The sequence below is a fragment of the Streptomyces sp. NPDC001663 genome (assembly GCF_042893105.1).
GTDB lineage: Bacteria > Actinomycetota > Actinomycetes > Streptomycetales > Streptomycetaceae > Streptomyces.
The window spans coordinates 791,275-810,555 of the sequence record NZ_JBIAUR010000001.1 but is presented as its reverse complement, the minus strand read 5'-3'; the positions used below and the strand labels follow the sequence as shown (position 1 = coordinate 810,555).

Below are 19,281 nucleotides of genomic sequence, written 5' to 3'. Positions count from 1 at the left end.
GATCAGACTGGTGGATCCCGCTACCCAAGGCAACGAGGGGGACCACCCAATGAACGGCTCGCGCATCGCCGCCGTCGGCCACTACCAGCCCGCCAAGGTACTCACCAACGAGGACCTGGCGGGCCTGGTCGACACCAGTGACGAGTGGATCACCAGCCGGGTGGGCATCCGCACGCGCCACATCGCGGGCCCCGACGAGCCCGTCGACGAGCTGGCCGCGCACGCCGCCGCCAAGGCGCTCGCCGCGGCCGGGCTCACGCCCGAGGACATCGACCTCGTGCTGGTCGCCACGTCCACCGCCATAAACCGATCGCCCAACATGGCCGCCCGGGTCGCCGCCCGGCTCGGCATCCCCTCGCCCGCCGCGATGGACGTCAACGTCGTGTGCGCCGGGTTCACGCATGCGCTGGCGACGGCCGACCATGCGGTCCGTGCGGGCGCCTCCACCCGTGCCCTGGTCATCGGCGCCGACAAGATGTCCGACGTGACCGACTGGAGCGACCGCACCACCTGCGTGCTCGTCGGCGACGGGGCGGGGGCCGCCGTGGTCGAGGCGTGCGCTGCCGGAGAGGAGTCCGGCATCGGGCCCGTGCTGTGGGGGTCGGTGCCCGAGATGGGGCACGCGGTACGGATCGAGGGCACGCCCGCGCGGTTCGCGCAGGAGGGGCAGAGCGTCTACCGCTGGGCCACCACGCAGCTGCCGCCCATCGCACGCAAGGCCTGCGAGCGCGCCGGGCTCGCGCCCGAGGACCTCGCCGGAGTCGTCCTGCACCAGGCCAACCTGCGCATCATCGAGCCGCTCGCCGAGAAGCTCGGCGCCGTCAACGCCGTCGTCGCACGGGACGTCGCCGAGTCCGGGAACACCTCGGCGGCCAGCATCCCGCTCGCGTTCTCCAAGCTCGTCGAACAGGGCGCCGTCTCGGCCGGGGACCCGGTGCTGCTGTTCGGCTTCGGCGGGAACCTGTCGTACGCCGGACAGGTCGTCCGCTGCCCGTGACCTGCGTGTACGGCCCGGTGTGACGCAGTAGACCACCCGACCCCCTGGCCTTTGTGCGCCGTAGACTGTAGACGAAAGACAATTCATACTGGCTTTCCGTCTGCAGTTGCTCCGCGCTGCTCAGGAGGGGGACCGACCGATGTTGTCGACAGGACTGCCGCAGGGCGCGGTACCCAAGCTCGAACGGCCCGGCCCGCTGCGCGACCGCGTCTACGAGGCGCTGCTCGAACTCATCACCACGCGCGCCCTGCAGCCCGGCCAGCACCTCGTCGAGAGCGAACTCGCAGGCCATCTCGGTGTGTCGCGCCAGCCCGTGCGCGAGGCGCTGCAGCGGCTGAACACCGAGGGGTGGGTCGATCTGCGGCCCGCGCAGGGCGCGTTCGTGCACGAGCCGACGGAGGAGGAGGCCGACCAACTCCTCACCGTACGCACGCTGTTGGAGGCCGAGGCCGCCCGGCTCGCCGCCGCCAACGCGGGCAGTGCCGGCATCTCGGTGCTGCAGGAGCTGTGCGCCGAGGGCGAGAAGGCCGTCGCCGCCGACGACGTGGACGGCGCGGTCACGATGAACGCCCGCTTCCACGCGAAGATCATGGAACTGGCGGGCAACGCGGTCCTCGCCGAACTCGCGGCCCAGGTCGACCGCCGCGTGCGCTGGTACTACACACCCATCGCCCGCCAGCGCGGACAGCAGTCCTGGACCGAGCACCGGGAGCTGATCGCCGCGATCTCCGACCGTGACGAGCAGCGGGCGACGCAGCTGATGCGGGAGCACACCGAGCACACTCGGCGGTCGTATCACGATCGGGCCAAGTCGTAGGGGCAGTTGGGTGGGGGCCTGTTCGGTGCGGGCCCGCGCGGTTCGGGCGGTGCGGCGGGAGGCTTGCCCTGCGTGGGGCCGACGCGCGACCTTCTTTGTCCTGTCAGTGGAGAAAGTCGGCGGTAATTCGTGCACAGCTTCTTCCCAGGTTCGGTGCTCGCTGCTACGTTCCCCTCGAAAGCCCGAACAAAGGTGGCCGATTGAGGCGGGGAGGGGCCAGTGAGACGCATGACGGCACGACCCGCGAACGCTCATCAGGCCAAGCTGCTCAAGCTGTTGCGTGACGGCGGGCCCAACTCCCGTGCGCAGCTGGGCGATCAGGTCGACCTGTCGCGGTCAAAGCTGGCCGTGGAGGTGGACCGGCTGCTGGACACGGGCCTGGTCGTGGCCGACGGCCTCGCCGCCTCGCGCGGCGGGCGCCGCTCGCACAACGTCCGGCTCAACCCGGAACTGCGCTTCCTCGGCGTGGACATCGGCGCGACCTCCGTCGACGTCGCCGTCACCAACGCCGAACTGGAGATCCTCGGACACCTCAACCAGCCCATGGACGTGCGTGAGGGCCCCGTCGCGGTCTTCGAGCAAGTCCTGTCCATGGCAGCGAAGTTGAGGGCCTCGGGGCTCGCGGAGGGTTTCGACGGCGCCGGCCTCGGCGTCCCGGGACCGGTCCGCTTCCCCGAGGGCGTGCCGGTGGCTCCGCCGATCATGCCGGGCTGGGACGGCTTCCCCGTACGGGAGGCGCTCAGCCAGGATCTCGGCTGCCCGGTCATGGTCGACAACGACGTGAACCTGATGGCGATGGGGGAGATGCACGCGGGCGTCGCACGCTCCGTGGGCGACTTCCTCTGCGTCAAGATCGGCACCGGTATCGGCTGCGGCATCGTCGCCGGCGGTGAGGTCCACCGCGGCGTGACGGGCAGTGCCGGCGACATCGGGCACATCCAGGCCGTGCCCGACGGACGGCCGTGCGCCTGCGGCAACCGGGGCTGCCTGGAAGCCCACTTCAGCGGGGCGGCCCTCGCCCGCGACGCCGTGGAGGCGGCCGAGCAGGGGCGTTCCGACGAACTCGCCACGCGGCTGGCGGAGAACGGCACGCTCACCGCCGTCGACGTCGCCGCCGCGGCCGCCGCCGGTGACGCCACCGCCCTCGACCTGATCCGCGAGGGCGGCAACCGCACCGGCCAGGTCATCGCCGGCCTGGTCTCCTTCTTCAACCCCGGCCTGGTGGTGATCGGCGGCGGGGTGACCGGCCTCGGCCACACCCTGCTCGCCGCGATCCGCACCCAGGTCTACCGCCAGTCGCTGCCCCTCGCGACGGGCAACCTGCCCATCGTGCTGGGGGAGTTGGGCCCCACCTCCGGAGTCATCGGCGCGGCCCGCCTCATCAGCGACCACCTGTTCTCGCCTGCGTAGTCCAACCCGCTCCTGAACATCACCAGTACGGCGTCCTGCTTCGCCCTGCCCTGAACACGCCTGCCCGAAAACGCCCTGAAACCGGCCCGCACGCCCGCCAAGGGGACCTCATGGCACCAGAACCACCCCTGCTCAGCATGTCCGGCATCACCAAGTCGTTCCCCGGAGTCCGGGCCCTCGACGGCGTCGACCTCGACGTCCAGGCCGGTGAAGTGCACTGTCTGCTCGGCCAGAACGGTGCCGGCAAATCCACCCTCATCAAGGTGCTGGCCGGCGCCCACCAGCCCGACACCGGCACCATCCGCTGGCGCGGCGAGGAGGTCACCCTCCGCTCGCCGATCGCGGCCATGCGCCTCGGTATCGCCACCATCTACCAGGAACTCGACCTGGTGGAACACCTGTCGGTGGCCGAGAACGTCCACCTCGGTCATGAACCCACGGCCGCCGGTTTCGTCGTACGGCGAAAGACCGCTCGGGCGTCAACGCGGCAGCTCCTCAAGCGGCTTGGGCATCAGGAGATCGACCCGGCGCGGCTCGTCGGGGAGTTGTCGGCGGCCCAGCAGCAGATCGTGTCGATGGCCCGGGCGCTCTCCCACGACGTACGGCTCATCGTGATGGACGAGCCGTCCGCCGCCCTCGACCCGGACGAGGTCGACAACCTCTTCCGCATCGTCGGCGACCTGACCGCCGAGGGTGTCGCCGTCGTCTACATCTCCCACCGCCTGGAGGAGATCCGCCGCATCGGCGACCGGGTGACCGTGCTGAAGGACGGCCGCGCGGTGGCAGGGGGACTGCCCGCGAAGTCGACCCCGACCCGTGAGGTGGTCGCGCTGATGACGGGTCGCAATGTCGAGTACGTCTTTCCGGAGCGGCCGGCCTCGGGCGCGGACGGCGCGCCCGTGCTGGAGGTCCGAGGGCTCGCCCGCGATGGGGAGTTCGCACCGTTCGACCTGGAGGTGCGGCCCGGCGAGATCGTCGGTCTCGCCGGTCTGGTCGGCTCGGGACGCTCCGAGATCCTTGAGACGATCTACGGCGCGCGCAAGCCCACCGCCGGCCAAGTCCGTGTCGACGGCCGGGTGTTGCGGCCGGGGAGCGTACGGGCCGCCGTCCGCGCCGGGCTCGGACTCGCCCCCGAGGAACGCAAGGCGCAGGCCCTGCTGATGCTGGAGTCGGTCACCCGCAATGTCTCGGTCTCCTCCATGTCCCGCTTCTCGCGCGGCGGTTGGATCGACCGGGGCGCCGAGAAGGGTGCGGCGCGGGCGGCGACGCGCGAACTGTCGCTCCGCCCCGACAACCCGTCCGTGCCGGTCCGCACCCTCTCCGGCGGCAACCAGCAGAAGGCCGTCCTGGCCCGCTGGCTGCTGCGCGGCTGCCGCGTCCTGCTGCTCGACGAGCCCACCCGAGGCGTCGACGTCGGCGCTCGCGCCGAGCTCTACGCGGTCATCCGCCGCCTGGCCGACGAGGGCCTGGCCGTACTGCTGGTCTCCAGCGAGGTCCCGGAGGTGCTCGGCCTCGCCGACCGCGTCCTGGTGCTCCGCGAGGGCCGCGTCGTCCACACGGCGCCCGCCCGCGAGCTCGACGAACACCGCGTACTCGACCTGGTCATGGAAGGAAGCCCGGCGTCATGACGCAGCACGCCTCCCCGCCCCGGGACAACACCGACAAGGTGCCGTCGGTCCAACTCCCGCCCTGGCGCGGCCTGTTGGCCCGCGCCGACGTCCGCACCCTCTCCCTGCTCGGCGTGCTCGCCGCGCTGGTCCTCATCGGCGGCATCACCAAGCCCGACGAGTTCCTCGACACCCGCAACCTCCAACTCGTCCTCACCCAGGCCTCGGTGATCGGTGTCGTCACCGTCGGCATGACCTTCGTCATCACCTCCGGCGGCATCGACCTGTCGGTCGGCGCGATCGTCGCCCTCTCCTCGGTGTGGGCGACGACGGTGGCCACGCAGGAGTACGGCTTCGCCGGCATCCTCTTCACCGCGGTGATCGTCGGCGTCGGCTGCGGTCTGGTCAACGGACTGCTCATCGCGTACGGCGGGATGGTCCCGTTCATCGCCACGCTCGCCATGCTGGCCTCGGCGCGCGGCCTCGCCCTGCAGATCACCGACGGCAAGACACAGATCGTCACCGTCTCCAGCATCCTCGACCTCGGCGAACGCGACGCGTATGTGCTCGGCATACCGCCGCTCGTCATCGTCTTCGCGGTCGTCACCATCCTCGGGTGGCTGATCCTCAACCGCACCACCTTCGGCCGCCGCACGGTCGCCGTCGGCGGCAACGCGGAGGCCGCCCGGCTCGCCGGCATCGACGTACGCCGCCAACGCCTCTACCTCTACCTGCTGTCCGGACTGTGCTGCGGAATCGCCGCCTTCCTGCTGATCATCCTGTCCGGCTCCGGCCAGAACACCAACGGAAACCTGTACGAGCTGGACGCGATCGCCGCCGCGATCATCGGCGGCACACTGCTCAGCGGGGGACGCGGCACGATCACCGGGTCCGTGCTCGGTGTCCTGATCTTCACCACGATCACCAACATCTTCGCCCTGAACAACCTGCAGAGCGACGTCCAGCAGATCGCCAAGGGCGCGATCATCGTCGCCGCCGTGCTGGTCCAGCGCCGTACCGCGAGCACGACCTGAGGAGGGTTCAGCAATATGTCACATTCCACCAGTGCTGTATCACATTCCACCAGTCGCAGAGGGCTGCTCTTCGGAGCCGCCGCCGTATCCACCGGCGCCCTCCTCGCAGGTTGCACGAGTAACGATTCCAAGGACGAGAAGCCCGCGGCGAACGACCAGTCGGCCGCCGACGACAAGCCCGGCAAGCACGTCACCATCGGCTTCGCCGGCCCGCAGGCCGACCACGGCTGGCTCAACGCCATCAATGACAACGCCAAGAACCGCGCCAAGAAGTACTCCGACGTCAGTCTGGAGATCACCGAGGGCTCGAACGACACCGCCGCGCAGATCGGCCAGATCGAGACCCTGATCAACAAGAAGGTCGACGTGCTGGTCGTACTGCCGGCCGACGGCAAGGCCCTCACCCAGGTCGGGCTCAAGGCGATGCGCGCGGGCATCCCCGTCGTCAACCTCGACCGGATCTTCAACTCCCCGCAGGCGTACCGCTGTTGGATCGGCGGCGACAACTACGGCATGGGTCTCAACGCCGGTACGTACATCGGCGAGAAGCTCAAGGACAAGAAGGGCGCCAAGGTCATCGAACTGGCCGGCCTGGACAACCTGGAGCTGACCAAGCAGCGCACCCAGGGCTTCGACGACGCCCTGAAGAACTACCCGAACATCAAGAAGGTGGCCCGTCAGGCCGCCGAGTTCACGGTGGAGTCCGGGCAGGCCAAGATGGCCCAACTCCTGCAGGCCCAGCCCAAGTTCGACGCCCTGTGGAACCACGACGACGACCAGGGCGTGGGCGCGCTGCGCGCCATCGAGCAGGCCGGGCGCGAGGACTTCCTGATGGTCGGCGGCGCGGGTGCGCTGTCCGCCTTCCAGGCCATCAAGCAGGACAACGGCGTACTGAAGGCGACCGTCCTGTACCCGCCGACGATGGCCGCGTCCGCGATCGACCTCGCCCGGGCGCTCGGCCAGGGCAAGGGCGTCAGCGGTCTCGCCGAGTTCGAGATCCCGGCCTCGCTGACGCTCTACTCGGCCGTCGTCGACAAGGACAACGTCGACCAGTACATGCCCACCGGCTTCCGCTGACGCATCCCGCCCCGCACCCCCCACGGCGCAATCACGACGAGGACGAGGAGGACATCCGTATGGGACAGCCCCAGCAGTCGGACGGATCGGAGGCCGCGAAGCCGCCCCTGCGCGTCGGCATGGTCGGCTACGCCTTCATGGGCGCCGCCCACTCCCAGGGCTGGCGCACCGTGGGCCGCGTCTTCGACCTGCCCCGCCGCCCGGTCCTGACCGCGATCTGCGGACGCGACGCGGCCGCCGTGCGAGCGGCCGCGGACCGGCACGGCTGGGCGTCGGCCGAAACCGACTGGCGGGCCCTGGTCGAACGGGACGACATCGACCTCGTCGACATCTGCACCCCCGGCGACAGCCACGCCGAGATTGCCCTCGCCGCCCTCGCCGCAGGCAAGCACGTGCTGTGCGAGAAGCCCCTCGCCAACACGGTGGAGGAGGCCTCGGCGATGGTCGCGGCGGCCGAAGAGGCCTCCGGGCGCGGCCAGTTGGCGATGGTCGGCTTCAACTACCGCCGGGTGCCCGCCACCGCGTTCGCCCGGAGCATGGTCGCCGAGGGCAGGCTCGGGAAGCTGCGGCACGTCCGGGTGACGTACCTTCAGGACTGGCTCGTGGACCCGGAGTTCCCGCTCACCTGGCGGCTGCGCAAGGAACTGGCCGGTTCCGGCGCCCTCGGCGACCTGGGCGCACACATCGTCGACCTCGCGCAGTACCTGGCAGGGGAGCAGCTGGCGGGCGTCTCCGCCCTGAAGGAAACCTTCGTACGGGAGCGGCCGTTGCCCGTCGGGGCCAGCAGCGGCCTGTCCTCGGTCGCCTCCGCCGGGACCGGACAGGTCACCGTCGACGACGCCGCCCTGTTCACCGGGCGCTTCACCTCCGGCGCCCTCGCCTCCTTCGAGGCCACCCGGTACGCCACCGGTCGCAAGAACGCCCTGCGCATCGAACTCAACGGCGAGAAGGGGTCGTTGGCCTTCGACCTGGAGCGTCTCAACGAGCTGTCGTACCACGACGGTACGGAGCCAGCCGCGCAGGCCGGCTTCCGCCGCATCCTCGTCACCGAACCCGACCACCCCTACCTGGACGCCTGGTGGCCGCCGGGCCACGGCCTCGGCTACGAGCACACCTTCGTCCACCAGGCCCGCGACCTCGTCCACGCGATCGCCGAGGGGCGGCAACCCGAACCCTCCTTCGCCGACGGGCTGCAGGTGCAGCGGGTGCTGGCGGCGGTGGAGGAGAGCGCCGAGAAGAACTCCGTCTACACGACCGTCGCCGTCTGAATCGCCGTCCGAGGAGGGTTCGGAGAAATGCCGCGTCAGTTCACGCTGTTCACCGGCCAGTGGGCCGATCTACCGCTCGAGGAAGTCTGTCGCCTCGCCCGCGACTTCGGCTACGACGGCCTGGAACTCGCCTGCTGGGGTGACCATTTCGAGGTCGACAAGGCACTGGCGGACCCCGGCTACATCAAGTCCCGGCACCAGCTGCTGGAGAAGTACGGCCTGAAGTGCTGGGCCGTCTCCAACCACCTGGTCGGCCAGGCCGTCTGCGACGCCATCATCGACGAACGCCATCAGGCCATCCTGCCGGGTGAGGTGTGGGGCGACGGCGACCCGGAAGGGGTACGGCGGCGGGCCGCGGACCGCATCAAGGACACCGCGCGTGCCGCGGCCGCCTTCGGCGTCGACACCGTCATCGGCTTCACCGGCTCCGCCATCTGGCACCTGGTCGCGATGTTCCCGCCCGCGCCGGAGTCGATGATCGAGCGCGGCTACGAGGACTTCGCCGAGCGCTGGAACCCGATTCTCGACGTCTTCGACGAGGAGGGGGTCCGCTTCGCACACGAGGTCCACCCGAGCGAGATCGCCTACGACTACTGGACAACTCAGCGCGCCCTGGAGGCCGTTGGCGGACGCCCGGCCTTCGGCCTGAACTTCGACCCCTCGCACTTCGTGTGGCAGGACCTCGACCCGGTCGGCTTCCTGTGGGACTTCCGCGACCGGATCTACCACGTCGACTGCAAGGAGGCCCGCAAACGCCTCGACGGCCGCAACGGCCGCCTCGGCTCCCACCTGCCCTGGGGCGACCCGCGCCGCGGCTGGGACTTCGTGTCCGCCGGCCACGGTGACGTGCCCTGGGAGGACGTCTTCCGGATGCTGCGCTCCATCGACTACCGGGGCCCGATCTCGGTCGAGTGGGAGGACGCCGGCATGGACCGGCTCCAGGGCGCGCCCGAGGCGCTGACCCGTCTGAAGGCGTACGACTTCGAGCCGCCGTCGGCCTCATTCGACGCGGCGTTCGGCAACTGACCGACCCATCTCGCATCTCCGGGATGACGGCGCATCCCGGCGTTCTGCACCCGCCCGTACAACCAGCCCCACTCTGGAGGCATTCGTGCACGGGAACGACCGCACCACCAGCACCGACAGAATCGAGACCCACAGACGACGCTTCCGCAGAGCCGTCGCCGTGCTCGGCGCCGGGCTCCTCGCAGGCGCATCGCTCACTCTCACCACTCCCCAGGCCGGCGCAGCCGTCGCCGACCCGGGAGCCGCCCCCGCGGCAGCCGCTGCGGAGGACTTCCAGCAGGTCACCCTCGCCAAGGGCGAGGCGGAGGTCGGCGAGCCCATGTCGCTCGCCGTCCTCCCGGACCGCTCGGTCCTGCACACCTCACGCGACGGCGAACTCCGGCTCACGGACGCCGCAGGCAACACGCGGTTGATCGGCAAGCTCAACGTCTACTCCCACGACGAGGAAGGCCTCCAAGGCGTCGGCGTGGACCCGGACTTCGCGACCAACCGCGCCATCTACCTCTACTACGCGCCCCCGTTGAACACCCCGGCAGGAGACGCCCCTGAGACCGGCACCGCCGCCGACTTCGCCCCCTTCGACGGCGTCAACCGCCTCTCCCGCTTCGTCCTGAACGCGGACGGCACCCTCGACACCGCGAGCGAGAAGAAGGTCATCGACATTCCGGCCTCCCGCGGCCTGTGCTGCCACGTCGGCGGCGACATCGACTTCGACGCGGCGGGCAACCTGTATCTGTCGACGGGCGACGACACCAACCCGTTCCAGTCCGACGGTTACAGCCCGCTCGACGAGCGCGCCGACCGCAACCCGGCCTTCGACGCCCAGCGTTCGGCGGGCAACACCAACGACCTGCGCGGCAAGATCCTGCGCATCAAGGTGAACGCCGACGGCTCGTACACGGTCCCCGACGGCAACCTCTTCGCGCCCGGCACGGACAAGACGCGGCCCGAGATCTACGCGATGGGCTTCCGCAACCCGTTCCGCTTCAGCGTCGACAAGAAGACCGGCATCCTCTACGTCGGCGACTACGGCCCCGACGCGGGCGCCGCCGACCCGGCCCGCGGCCCCGCCGGCCAGGTCGAGTTCGCCCGGGTGACCGGCCCCGGCAACTTCGGCTGGCCGTACTGCACCGGCGCCAACGACGCCTACGTGGACTACGACTTCGCGACGAAGACGTCCGGTGCGTCCTTCGACTGCAGCGCACCGAAGAACAACTCCCCGCACAACACCGGACTCACGGACCTGCCCCCGGCCCAGCCCGCCTGGATCCCGTACAACGGCCCGTCCGTACCGGAGTTCGGCGACGGCTCCGAGTCCCCGATGGGCGGCCCGGTCTACCACTACGACGCCTCGCTCGACTCGCCCGTGAAGTTCCCCGAGGCGTACGACGGGAACTTCTTCGCCGGGGAGTTCGGCCGCCGTTGGATCAAGCGGATCGTGAGCGACGCCGGCGGAACCGTGCAGTCGATCAACGCCGTCCCGTGGACCGGCACCCAGGTGATGGACATGGCCTTCGGCCCCGACGGAGCGCTGTACGTCCTCGACTACGGCACCGCGTGGTTCGGCGGCGACGACAACTCGGGCCTGTACCGCATCGAGAATGCGACCGACGGCCACTCCCCGGTGGCGCAGGCGGCGGCGAGCAGGACGTCGGGTCAGGCGCCGCTCAGGGTGCAGTTCTCCTCCGAGGGCACGTCCGACCAGGACGGTGACGCGGTGACGTACAGCTGGGACTTCGGCGACGGCGGCAAGTCGACGGCGGCGAACCCTGCGTACAAGTACAAGAAGAACGGCACCTACACCGCCACGCTGACCGCCAAGGACCCGAGCGGTCGCACCGGCAGCGCGAGCGTGCAGATCGTCGTCGGCAACACGGCGCCCAAGGTGACGGTTGAACTCCCGCGTGACGGGCAGCTGTTCAGCTTCGGCGACGCCATCCCGTTCAAGGTGAAGGTCACCGACCCGGAGGACGGCACGGCGATCGACTGCTCCAAGGTCAAGGTCACCTTCGTCCTCGGCCATGACACCCACGGCCACCCGATCACCTCGGCCACCGGCTGCACCGGCACCCTCCAGACGTCCGCCGACGGCGGCCACGACGAGGACGCCAACATCTTCGGGGTGCTCAACGCCGAGTACACCGACAACGGCGGCGGCGGCCAGGCCCCGCTCACCTCGCACGACCAGAACGTCCTGCAGCCGCGGCACCGCCAGGCCGAGCACTTCGGCAACGCCTCCGGTGTCTCGGTCATCACCAAGGCCGCGGCGCACGGCGGCAAGACGGTCGGCGACATCGACAACGGTGACTGGATCTCGTTCACGCCGTACGTGTTGAGCAACGCCAAGAAGATCACGGCACGTGTCTCCTCCGGCGGCGCGGGCGGCACGCTCGAGGTCCGCGCGGGCTCGTCCACCGGCACGCTGCTCGGCAAGGCGACGGTCCCGGTGACCGGCGGCTGGGAGACCTTCCAGGACGTCAGCGCCGACCTGTCCCGCGCACCGAGGGGCACGACCACGCTCTACCTGGTCTTCAAGGGCGGCTCGGGCGCGCTGTTCGACGTGGACGACTTCACCTTCACAACAGGCTGAGAGGAGGTGCCATGCGCTCAACTGGTCGCATCATGACGGGTGTTGCGGGCGCCGCCCTGCTCCTGGGGTGTGTCTCCGGACCGGCCGCCTCTCATCCCGACGAAGGCAAAAGGGTGCTGGTCTTCTCCAAGACGGCCGGCTTCCGGCACGACTCCATCCCGGCGGGCGTGGAGGCGGTGAAGCAGCTCGGCTCCGGCGGCGGCTTCACGGTCGACGCGACCGAGGACGCGGGCGCGTTCACGGCGCAGAACCTGCGGCGCTACGACGCGGTCGTGTTCCTGTCGACGACGGGTGACGTCCTCGACGAGGCCCAACAGGCCGCGTTCGAGGGCTACATCCGGCACGGCGGCGGCTACGTCGGCATCCACGCCGCCGCCGACACCGAGTACGACTGGGCGTTCTACGGCGGCCTCGCCGGCGCGTACTTCCAGTCGCACCCGGCGATCCAGTCGGCGACGGTGAACGTCGAGGACCGTGCCCACCCGGCGACATCGGGCCTGGAACGCACCTGGACCCGAACCGACGAGTGGTACAACTACCGCTCGAACCCCCGGGATCAGGTCCACGTCCTCGCCTCGCTGGACGAGTCGTCGTACACCGGCGGCACCATGAACGGCGACCACCCCATCGCCTGGTGCCAGAACTACCAGGGCGGCCGCGCCTTCTACACCGGCCTCGGCCACACCAAGGAGTCGTATGCCGAACCCGCCTACCGACAGCACCTGTTGGGCGGGATCCGGTGGGCCATCGGCGACGCACAGGCCGACTGCCGACCGGAGAACGGCTACCGTGCCCTGTTCGACGGCGGCTCCCTGGACGGCTGGAAGCAGGCAGGCCCGGGCTCCTTCACCCTCGACGACGACGGCACACTGACGTCGTCGGGCGGCATGGGCCTGCTCTGGTACGAGGCGTCGGAACTCGCCTCGTACTCGCTCAAGCTGGACTGGAAGATGGCCGGCGCGGACGGGGACGACAACTCCGGTGTGTTCGTGGGCTTCCCGCCCTCGGACGACCCGTGGTCGGCCGTGAACAACGGCTACGAGATCCAGATCGACGCCACGGACGTACCCGAGAAGACAACAGGGTCCGTCTACGGCTTCCGGTCCGCCGACCTGAAGAAGCGCGACCGTGCGCTGAACCCGCCGGGGGAGTGGAACACGTACGAGATCCGCGTGGAGGGCGAACACCTCCGCGTCTGGCTCAACGGCGTGAAGATCAACGATTTCACCAACACCGATCCGGCCCGGAGCCTCGTCGACGGACACATCGGCATCCAGAACCACGGAGCCGACGACCAGGTGTCCTTCCGCGACATCCGGATCAAGGAACTGCCCGGTAAGGGCAATTGAGCGGCGGCGGGCGGAGGACGCCGGACCTCCGCCCGCCGTCTCCCCCTCTCGGCCAGGGGCTCATCCACGACGCGCTCGACAAGGAGGCTGCCCATGTCCGCGTCCGACTCCGCTTCCGTTCCCGTCTCCCGACAGCGCATCGGCGTATGGCTGATCGGGGCACGCGGCTCCGTCGCGACGACGGCCGTCGCGGGCTGCGCCGCCATGACCGCCGGCCTGCATCCGCCGACCGGCCTGGTCACCGGGACCGCCGCGTTCGCGGACACCGGACTGCCGCCCCTGACCTCGCTCGTCTTCGGCGGCCACGACACGCTGGACTGTCCCCTGCCCAAGCGCGCCGAGGCCCTGGCAGCAGGCGGCGTCCTGCCACCCGGCCTCCCCGCGGCGGTCTCGGCCGAACTCACCGCCGCCGACCGTGAGATCAGACCGGGCGGCCCGGTACCGGGAGACACCCGGACCGAGGAAGAACTGATCGCCACCTTCGCCGCGGACATGACCGACTTCATACGGCGGTGCGGTCTGACCCGGGCGGTGGTGGTGAACGTTGCCTCCACCGAGCCCCCGGCCACGGGACGAGCCCTGCCGCCCAGCTCCCTGTACGCGGCGGCGGCCCTGCGCGCGGGCTGCCCGTACGTCAACTTCACCCCGTCGACGGGTCTGCACCACCCGGCGCTGGAGGACGTCGCCCAATCGAGCGGCCTGCCGTACGCGGGCCGCGACGGCAAGACGGGCCAGACACTGCTGCGCTCCGTCCTGGGCCCGATGTTCACACAGCGCGCGCTGGCGGTCCGCGCCTGGTCAGGCACCAACCTCCTCGGCGGAGGCGACGGTGCCGCCCTCGCCGACCCGGCCGCCGCGGCCGCCAAGAACGCCGGCAAGGAACGGGTCCTGGCGGACACCCTCGCCACCACCCCCGAGGGCGAGGTCCACATCGACGACGTCCCCGCCCTCGGAGACTGGAAGACCGCCTGGGACCACATCGCCTTCGACGGTTTCCTCGGCACCCGCATGATCCTCCAGACCACATGGCAGGGCTGCGACTCGGCCTTGGCGGCCCCCCTCGTCCTGGACCTGGCGCGCTTGGCGGCCCGGTCCCACGAGGCGGGCCTGTCCGGCCCGCTGGGCGAACTCGGCTTCTACTTCAAGGATCCGGTGGGGGAGGGCCCTGCTGCCTTGGCGGAGCAGTATGCGGCCTTGGTCGGGTTCGCGGAGCGGTTGGGGGGAGCGCGGGGTGACGGTTCCGGCGGGGTGAGCGGCTCCGGTCGGCCGGGGTGGAGTGAGGATTCTGGCGGTGCGGGTGGTTCCGGTCGGCCGGGGCTGGGGGAGGATCCGGGCGGTCCCGGTGGGCTGGGGTGGCCTGGGGATTCCGGCCGTCCGGGTGGTTCCGGTCGGCTTGAGCGGAGCGAGGGTTCCGGTGGTGCGAGTCGTTCCGACCGGCCGGATCGGGGTGACGTTTCCGGCGGTGCCGGGCGTACCGGTCGACTGGGGGAGTTGTGGTGAGCCGGGGCGGCGTGACGGCGCGCCTCGGCGAGGTGCGTGGCGCGACCGTGGCGAACCGGGCTCCGGCCCCGGAGCGGTGCAGCGCCGCCCGCTCGAACCACTGGCTCGCCTGGGCCGAACTGCTCCGCCTCCCGGCCCTGTTCACGGTCCCCGGTGACGCCCTCGCCGGCGCAGCCGCGACCGCCGCCGCCCCGAACCCACGCACCCTGCTCGCCATCGGCTCCTCCCTCTGCCTCTACGAGGCCGGCATGGCCCTCAACGACTGGGCGGACCGCGCGGAGGACGCCGCAGAACGCCCCCACCGCCCCCTCCCTTCCGGTCGCATCCACCAGGCCGCCGCTCTGTCGACGGCCTGCGCCCTCACCGGCGCCGGACTCGCCCTCGCGGCCCGCGCCGGCCGCCCCGCCCTCGCGATCGCCGTCCCCCTCGCGACCACCGTCTGGGCATACGACCTCGCCCTGAAGCACACCCCGGCCGGACCGGTGGCCATGGCCGCGGCCCGCGGCCTGGACCTCCTCCTCGGCGCGGCGGCCACGACGGGCCGAACCCGCGAAGCGCTCCCCTCCGCAGCGCTACTCGGCACGCACACACTCGCCGTGACCGCAGTGTCCCGCCAGGAGACAACAGGCGGTTCACCCGTACCCCCCTTGGCGGCGCTGGCCACCACCGCGCTGCTGACCCGGCTGGTCACCGGCGGGTCACCCCGACCCCCGGGAGGCCGACGGGAAGCGGCCGCCCAAGGCCTGCCGGGCACCCGGGCGGCCCTCATGGCCTCCGGCAGGGCTCACCACCGTCGGCCGAGGCGCGCCTCCACGACGCCAGTCGCCGCTGCCCTCCGCCTGGCCCTCGGCGCCGCCTACACCGCCACCGCCGCCCGCCCGTATCTGCACGCCACCCTCAACCCCTCACCCCCACTCACCCAACGCGCCGTCACCGGCGGCATCCGCGCCACGATCCCCCTCCAGGCAGCGCTCACCGCCCGCTCCGGAGCCGCGCCCACCGCCCTGCTGATCGCGGCTCTCGCCCCACTCGGCAGGAGGTTCGCGAGGAAGGTGAGCGTCACATGAGCCGCCAGACCCCGCGCCCGGCCAATGCGATGGCGACCGTCCGCGGCGACCGCCACGAGTGCTTGGGGCCGGGCGACCAGCGCCCGGCACCTCCTTCGCAGAGCGAACCGGCGCCGTACGCCTGGCAGTTGGAAGCCGGGGCGATCGGTCGTCGTCCGGTACCGCCGTCGCGGAGCGGAGGGGCGTCCTCTGCACTCCAGGGAGACGCCGAGGCAGGGGAGGAGGCCAAGGCAAGCGATCGCCGTCAGCTGCTCCCTTCGCAGAACTCCCTGGCGCCCTCCCCCCGCCTGGGGGCACCCGAGGAGAGCGGTCGCCCCCGTCCCGACACCGGCCCCACCCGAACTTCCGCCACCAACACCCCGCTCCGCTTCGGCTACGGCACCAACGGTCTCGCCGACCTCCGTCTCGACGACGCCCTCGCCCTCCTCGCCGACCTCGGCTACGACGGCGTCGGACTGACCCTCGACCACATGCACCTCGACCCCCTGGCGCCGGACCTCGCCGCCCGCACCCACCGCCTCGCCGGGCGACTGGACGCGCTCGGCCTGGACGTCACCGTGGAGACAGGCGCCCGCTATGTACTCGACCCGCGCCGCAAGCACGGCCCCTCTCTGCTGGACCCCGACGCGGACGACCGCGCCCGCCGCGTCGGCCTGCTGATCCGCGCGGTCCAGGTCGCCGCGGACCTCGGCGCCCACGCCGTGCACTGCTTCAGTGGGATCACCCCGGCAGGGACGGACACGGACACGGCGTGGAAGCGCCTGGCCGAGGCACTTGCCCCCGTCCTGGACGCCGCCGCGACCGCCGGCGTCCCCCTCGCCGTCGAGCCCGAACCGGGCCACCTCCTCGCCACCCTCGCCGACTTCCACAGACTCCGCCGCGCCCTCGACGACCCGGAGCAGCTCGGCCTGACCCTCGACATAGGCCACTGCCAGTGCCTCGAACCCCTCTCTCCCGCCGACTGCGTACGCGCCGCCGCCCCCTGGCTGCGGCACGTTCAGATCGAGGACATGCGCCGCGGCATCCATGAACACCTCCCTCTCGGAGACGGCGAGATCGACTTCCCGCCCGTCCTCTCCGCCCTCGCCGCATCCGGCTACCAGGGCCTGACCGTCGTCGAACTCCCCCGCCACTCCCACGCGGGCCCCCAATTCGCCGAACACTCCCTCCCGTTCCTCCACCACGCGGCCGCCACGACCGCCCCAATGCCCCAACCAGCCCAACCTCACGGCGATCCCTCCGCCACCCCCGAAGGGAGCACCACCTCATGACACAGCGCCACACCACCTGGGACACCCCCACGGCAGACACCAGGACCACCGGCACCGCTCCCGTCCCTACGACAGGCACCGGAAACACCGGTCCCGCCTCCACGCCTGCGGTGGGCACCGGAGACACCGGTCCCGCCTCCACCCTTGCGGTGGGCACCGGAGACTCCGGCTCTGCTCGCACTTCTGCGGCAGACATCCAGGGCACCGGCTCGGGCGCCGCACCCGCGGCGGCGGTCCAGGGCGGGGGCTCCGCCCCCGAGCCTGCAGCAAGCGTCAGGGACACGGGCCCCGCTCCTACCTCTGCGGCAGGCATGGGAGATACCGGCTCGGCCCCCACCCCTGTGGCTGCCACCCGAGACACCGGCTCCGACCCCGACCCCGCGGCAGGCACCAGGGCCACCGGCACCGCTCCCGTCCCTACGACAGGCATCGGAGACTCCGGTTCCGTCTCCACCCCTGCGGTGGGCACCGGAGACTCCGGCTCTGCTGGCACTTCCGCGGCAGACATCCAGGGCACCGGCTCGGGCGCCGCACCCGCGGCGGCGGTCCAGGGCGCGGGCTCCGCCCCCGACCCGGCGGCAAGCGCCAGGGACACGGGCCCTGCCCCTACCTCTGCGGCAGGCATGGGAGATAACAGCTCGGCCCCCACCCCCGTGGCTGCCACCCGAGACACCGGCTCCGACCTCGCGGCAGGCACCAGGGACATCGACCCCGCCCCCACCTCCGCGGCGGACATCCGAGACACCGGCCTCGCCCTCACCCCACCCGAGGACCTGCACCGCCAACTCTCCGCCCGCCTCGGCGGCCCCGCCCGCGCATGGTTCGACCAGGCCCTTGACGAGGCGGCCGCCCAGCCCGGCATCCATGGGCCCATCTCCGTGTGGGAGCTGCGCCTCGCCGAGGCCGGGCGACGGTGCGGGCCCGAGCACGCCGACACCGCGCGTGTCCTGATCCTGCACGCCGCCCACGCAGGCCCGGACGCCCTCACCCGTGTCTACTCCCAGGGCACCGCCGCCGAACGCCGCGCCGTACTGCACGCCCTGCCCCACCTCGTCGACGGGCCCGACGCCCTCCCGCTCGTCGAGGACGCCCTGCGCACCAACGACACCCGGCTCCTCGCCGCCGCAGTCGGCCCCTACGCCGCCCGGCACCTCCCTGCCCATCCCTGGCGCCACGCCGTCCTGAAGTGCCTGTTCACCGGTGTGCCCGTCGACGACGTCGCCGACCTGGGTCGCCGCGCCCACGCCGACGCGGAACTCGCCCGCATGCTCGGCGACTACGCCGCCGAACGCACCGCCGCGGGCCGTCCCGTGCCCGAAGACCTGCACCGCGTCCTGACCCTGACCGACCCCACGGCCACCCCACCCGCGCCGGCCGCCGCACACGGCCCGCGCGGCACCGACGGCAAGGAGTCCTGATGCGCATCTTCGACCCCCACATCCACATGACCTCCCGCACCACCGACGACTACGCCGCCATGTACGCCGCAGGCGTCCGAGCCGTCGTCGAACCCTCCTTCTGGCTCGGCCAGCCCCGCACCTCTCCCGCCTCCTTCTTCGACTACTTCGACTCCCTCCTGGGCTGGGAACCCTTCCGCGCCGCCCAGTACGGCATTGCCCACCACTGCACGCTCGCCCTCAACCCCAAGGAGGCGAACGACCCGCGCTGCACTCCCGTCCTCGACGAACTGCCCCGCTATCTCGTCAAGGACCAGGTCGTCGCCGTCGGTGAGATCGGCTACGACTCGATGACCCCCGCCGAGGACACGGCCCTCGCAGCCCAGCTCCAACTCGCCGACGACCACGGCCTGCCCGCGCTCGTCCACACCCCACACCGCGACAAGCTCGCCGGCCTGCGCCGCACCCTCGACGTCGTACGCGAGTCCGCGCTCGCTCCGGACCGGGTCCTGGTCGACCACCTCAACGAGACCACCGTCAAGGAGGCCAAGGACAGCGGCAGTTGGCTCGGCTTCTCCGTCTATCCCGACACCAAGATGGACGAGGAGCGGATGGTCGCGATCCTGAGCACGTACGGGCCCGAGCAGGTACTCGTGAACTCCGCCGCCGACTGGGGAAAGAGCGACCCCCTCAAGACCCGCAGGGTCGGCGACCTCATGCTGGCCGAGGGTTTCTCGGAGGACGACGTCGACCGGGTGCTGTGGCGCAATCCCGTCGCCTTCTACGGACTCAGCGGCCGGCTCGACCTCGACATCGCGGCCACGGACGCCACCCACGAGGGCAACTCGATCCTCCGCGGCGGGGCGTGAGC

Annotated in this window: 15 protein-coding genes; all 15 read left to right on the top strand. The window is 71.3% G+C overall.

Annotation, left to right across the window (positions count from 1 at the left end):
* Nucleotides 1-49 precede the first annotated feature (49 nt).
* The 15 genes from ACFY1L_RS03785 (at nt 50) to ACFY1L_RS03715 (ending at nt 19,279) form a co-directional block, all read left to right on the top strand.
* Nucleotides 50-997, top strand: coding sequence for a beta-ketoacyl-ACP synthase III (locus ACFY1L_RS03785; protein WP_388817619.1), 948 nt, complete (start codon nt 50-52; stop codon nt 995-997).
* Between the two features lie 139 nt (nt 998-1,136).
* Nucleotides 1,137-1,814 carry a GntR family transcriptional regulator gene (locus tag ACFY1L_RS03780; RefSeq protein WP_388817616.1) on the top strand — a complete coding sequence of 226 codons (678 nt, stop codon included), beginning with the start codon at nt 1,137-1,139 and terminating at the stop codon, nt 1,812-1,814.
* Between the two features lie 228 nt (nt 1,815-2,042).
* Entirely contained in the window at nt 2,043-3,224 is a 1,182-nt protein-coding gene (locus ACFY1L_RS03775; protein WP_388817613.1) for an ROK family protein, read from the top strand.
* A gap of 110 nt (nt 3,225-3,334) precedes the next feature.
* The gene (locus ACFY1L_RS03770) at nt 3,335-4,852 is read left to right on the top strand and encodes a sugar ABC transporter ATP-binding protein (protein ID WP_388817610.1); all 1,518 of its coding nucleotides are present in this window, start codon (nt 3,335-3,337) and stop codon (nt 4,850-4,852) included.
* On the top strand, nt 4,849-5,865 hold the full coding sequence (locus ACFY1L_RS03765) for an ABC transporter permease (RefSeq protein ID WP_388817608.1): 1,017 nt from the start codon (nt 4,849-4,851) through the stop codon (nt 5,863-5,865). Before ACFY1L_RS03770 ends, ACFY1L_RS03765 begins: the two co-directional genes overlap by 4 nt.
* Before the next feature lie 15 nt (nt 5,866-5,880).
* A complete protein-coding gene (locus ACFY1L_RS03760; protein WP_388817605.1) occupies nt 5,881-6,942 on the top strand; it encodes a substrate-binding domain-containing protein in 1,062 nt (353 codons plus the stop codon).
* A gap of 59 nt (nt 6,943-7,001) precedes the next feature.
* Nucleotides 7,002-8,210 carry a Gfo/Idh/MocA family protein gene (locus tag ACFY1L_RS03755; RefSeq protein WP_388817603.1) on the top strand — a complete coding sequence of 403 codons (1,209 nt, stop codon included), beginning with the start codon at nt 7,002-7,004 and terminating at the stop codon, nt 8,208-8,210.
* Between the two features lie 27 nt (nt 8,211-8,237).
* Nucleotides 8,238-9,236, top strand: coding sequence for a sugar phosphate isomerase/epimerase family protein (locus ACFY1L_RS03750; protein ID WP_388817600.1), 999 nt, complete (start codon nt 8,238-8,240; stop codon nt 9,234-9,236).
* 85 nt (nt 9,237-9,321) lie between these two features.
* Nucleotides 9,322-11,826 (top strand): PQQ-dependent sugar dehydrogenase, encoded by a 2,505-nt coding sequence (locus ACFY1L_RS03745; protein WP_388817597.1) that lies wholly within the window; start codon nt 9,322-9,324, stop codon nt 11,824-11,826.
* An 11-nt stretch (nt 11,827-11,837) separates the two neighbouring features.
* Nucleotides 11,838-13,175 carry a ThuA domain-containing protein gene (locus ACFY1L_RS03740; RefSeq protein ID WP_388817594.1) on the top strand — a complete coding sequence of 446 codons (1,338 nt, stop codon included), beginning with the start codon at nt 11,838-11,840 and terminating at the stop codon, nt 13,173-13,175.
* Between the two features lie 93 nt (nt 13,176-13,268).
* Nucleotides 13,269-14,675: an inositol-3-phosphate synthase gene (locus ACFY1L_RS03735; RefSeq protein ID WP_388817591.1), complete on the top strand. Its 1,407-nt coding sequence runs from the start codon at nt 13,269-13,271 to the stop codon at nt 14,673-14,675.
* On the top strand, nt 14,672-15,742 hold the full coding sequence (locus ACFY1L_RS03730) for an SCO3242 family prenyltransferase (protein WP_388817588.1): 1,071 nt from the start codon (nt 14,672-14,674) through the stop codon (nt 15,740-15,742). Before ACFY1L_RS03735 ends, ACFY1L_RS03730 begins: the two co-directional genes overlap by 4 nt.
* Nucleotides 15,743-16,029: 287 nt before the next feature.
* The gene (locus tag ACFY1L_RS03725; RefSeq protein ID WP_388818925.1) at nt 16,030-17,013 is read left to right on the top strand and encodes a sugar phosphate isomerase/epimerase family protein; all 984 of its coding nucleotides are present in this window, start codon (nt 16,030-16,032) and stop codon (nt 17,011-17,013) included.
* A 623-nt stretch (nt 17,014-17,636) separates the two neighbouring features.
* On the top strand, nt 17,637-18,431 hold the full coding sequence (locus ACFY1L_RS03720; RefSeq protein WP_388817585.1) for an EboA domain-containing protein: 795 nt from the start codon (nt 17,637-17,639) through the stop codon (nt 18,429-18,431).
* Nucleotides 18,431-19,279, top strand: a complete 849-nt coding sequence (locus ACFY1L_RS03715) for a TatD family hydrolase (RefSeq protein ID WP_388817582.1) — start codon at nt 18,431-18,433, stop codon at nt 19,277-19,279. Before ACFY1L_RS03720 ends, ACFY1L_RS03715 begins: the two co-directional genes overlap by 1 nt.
* Nucleotides 19,280-19,281: the final 2 nt, after the last annotated feature.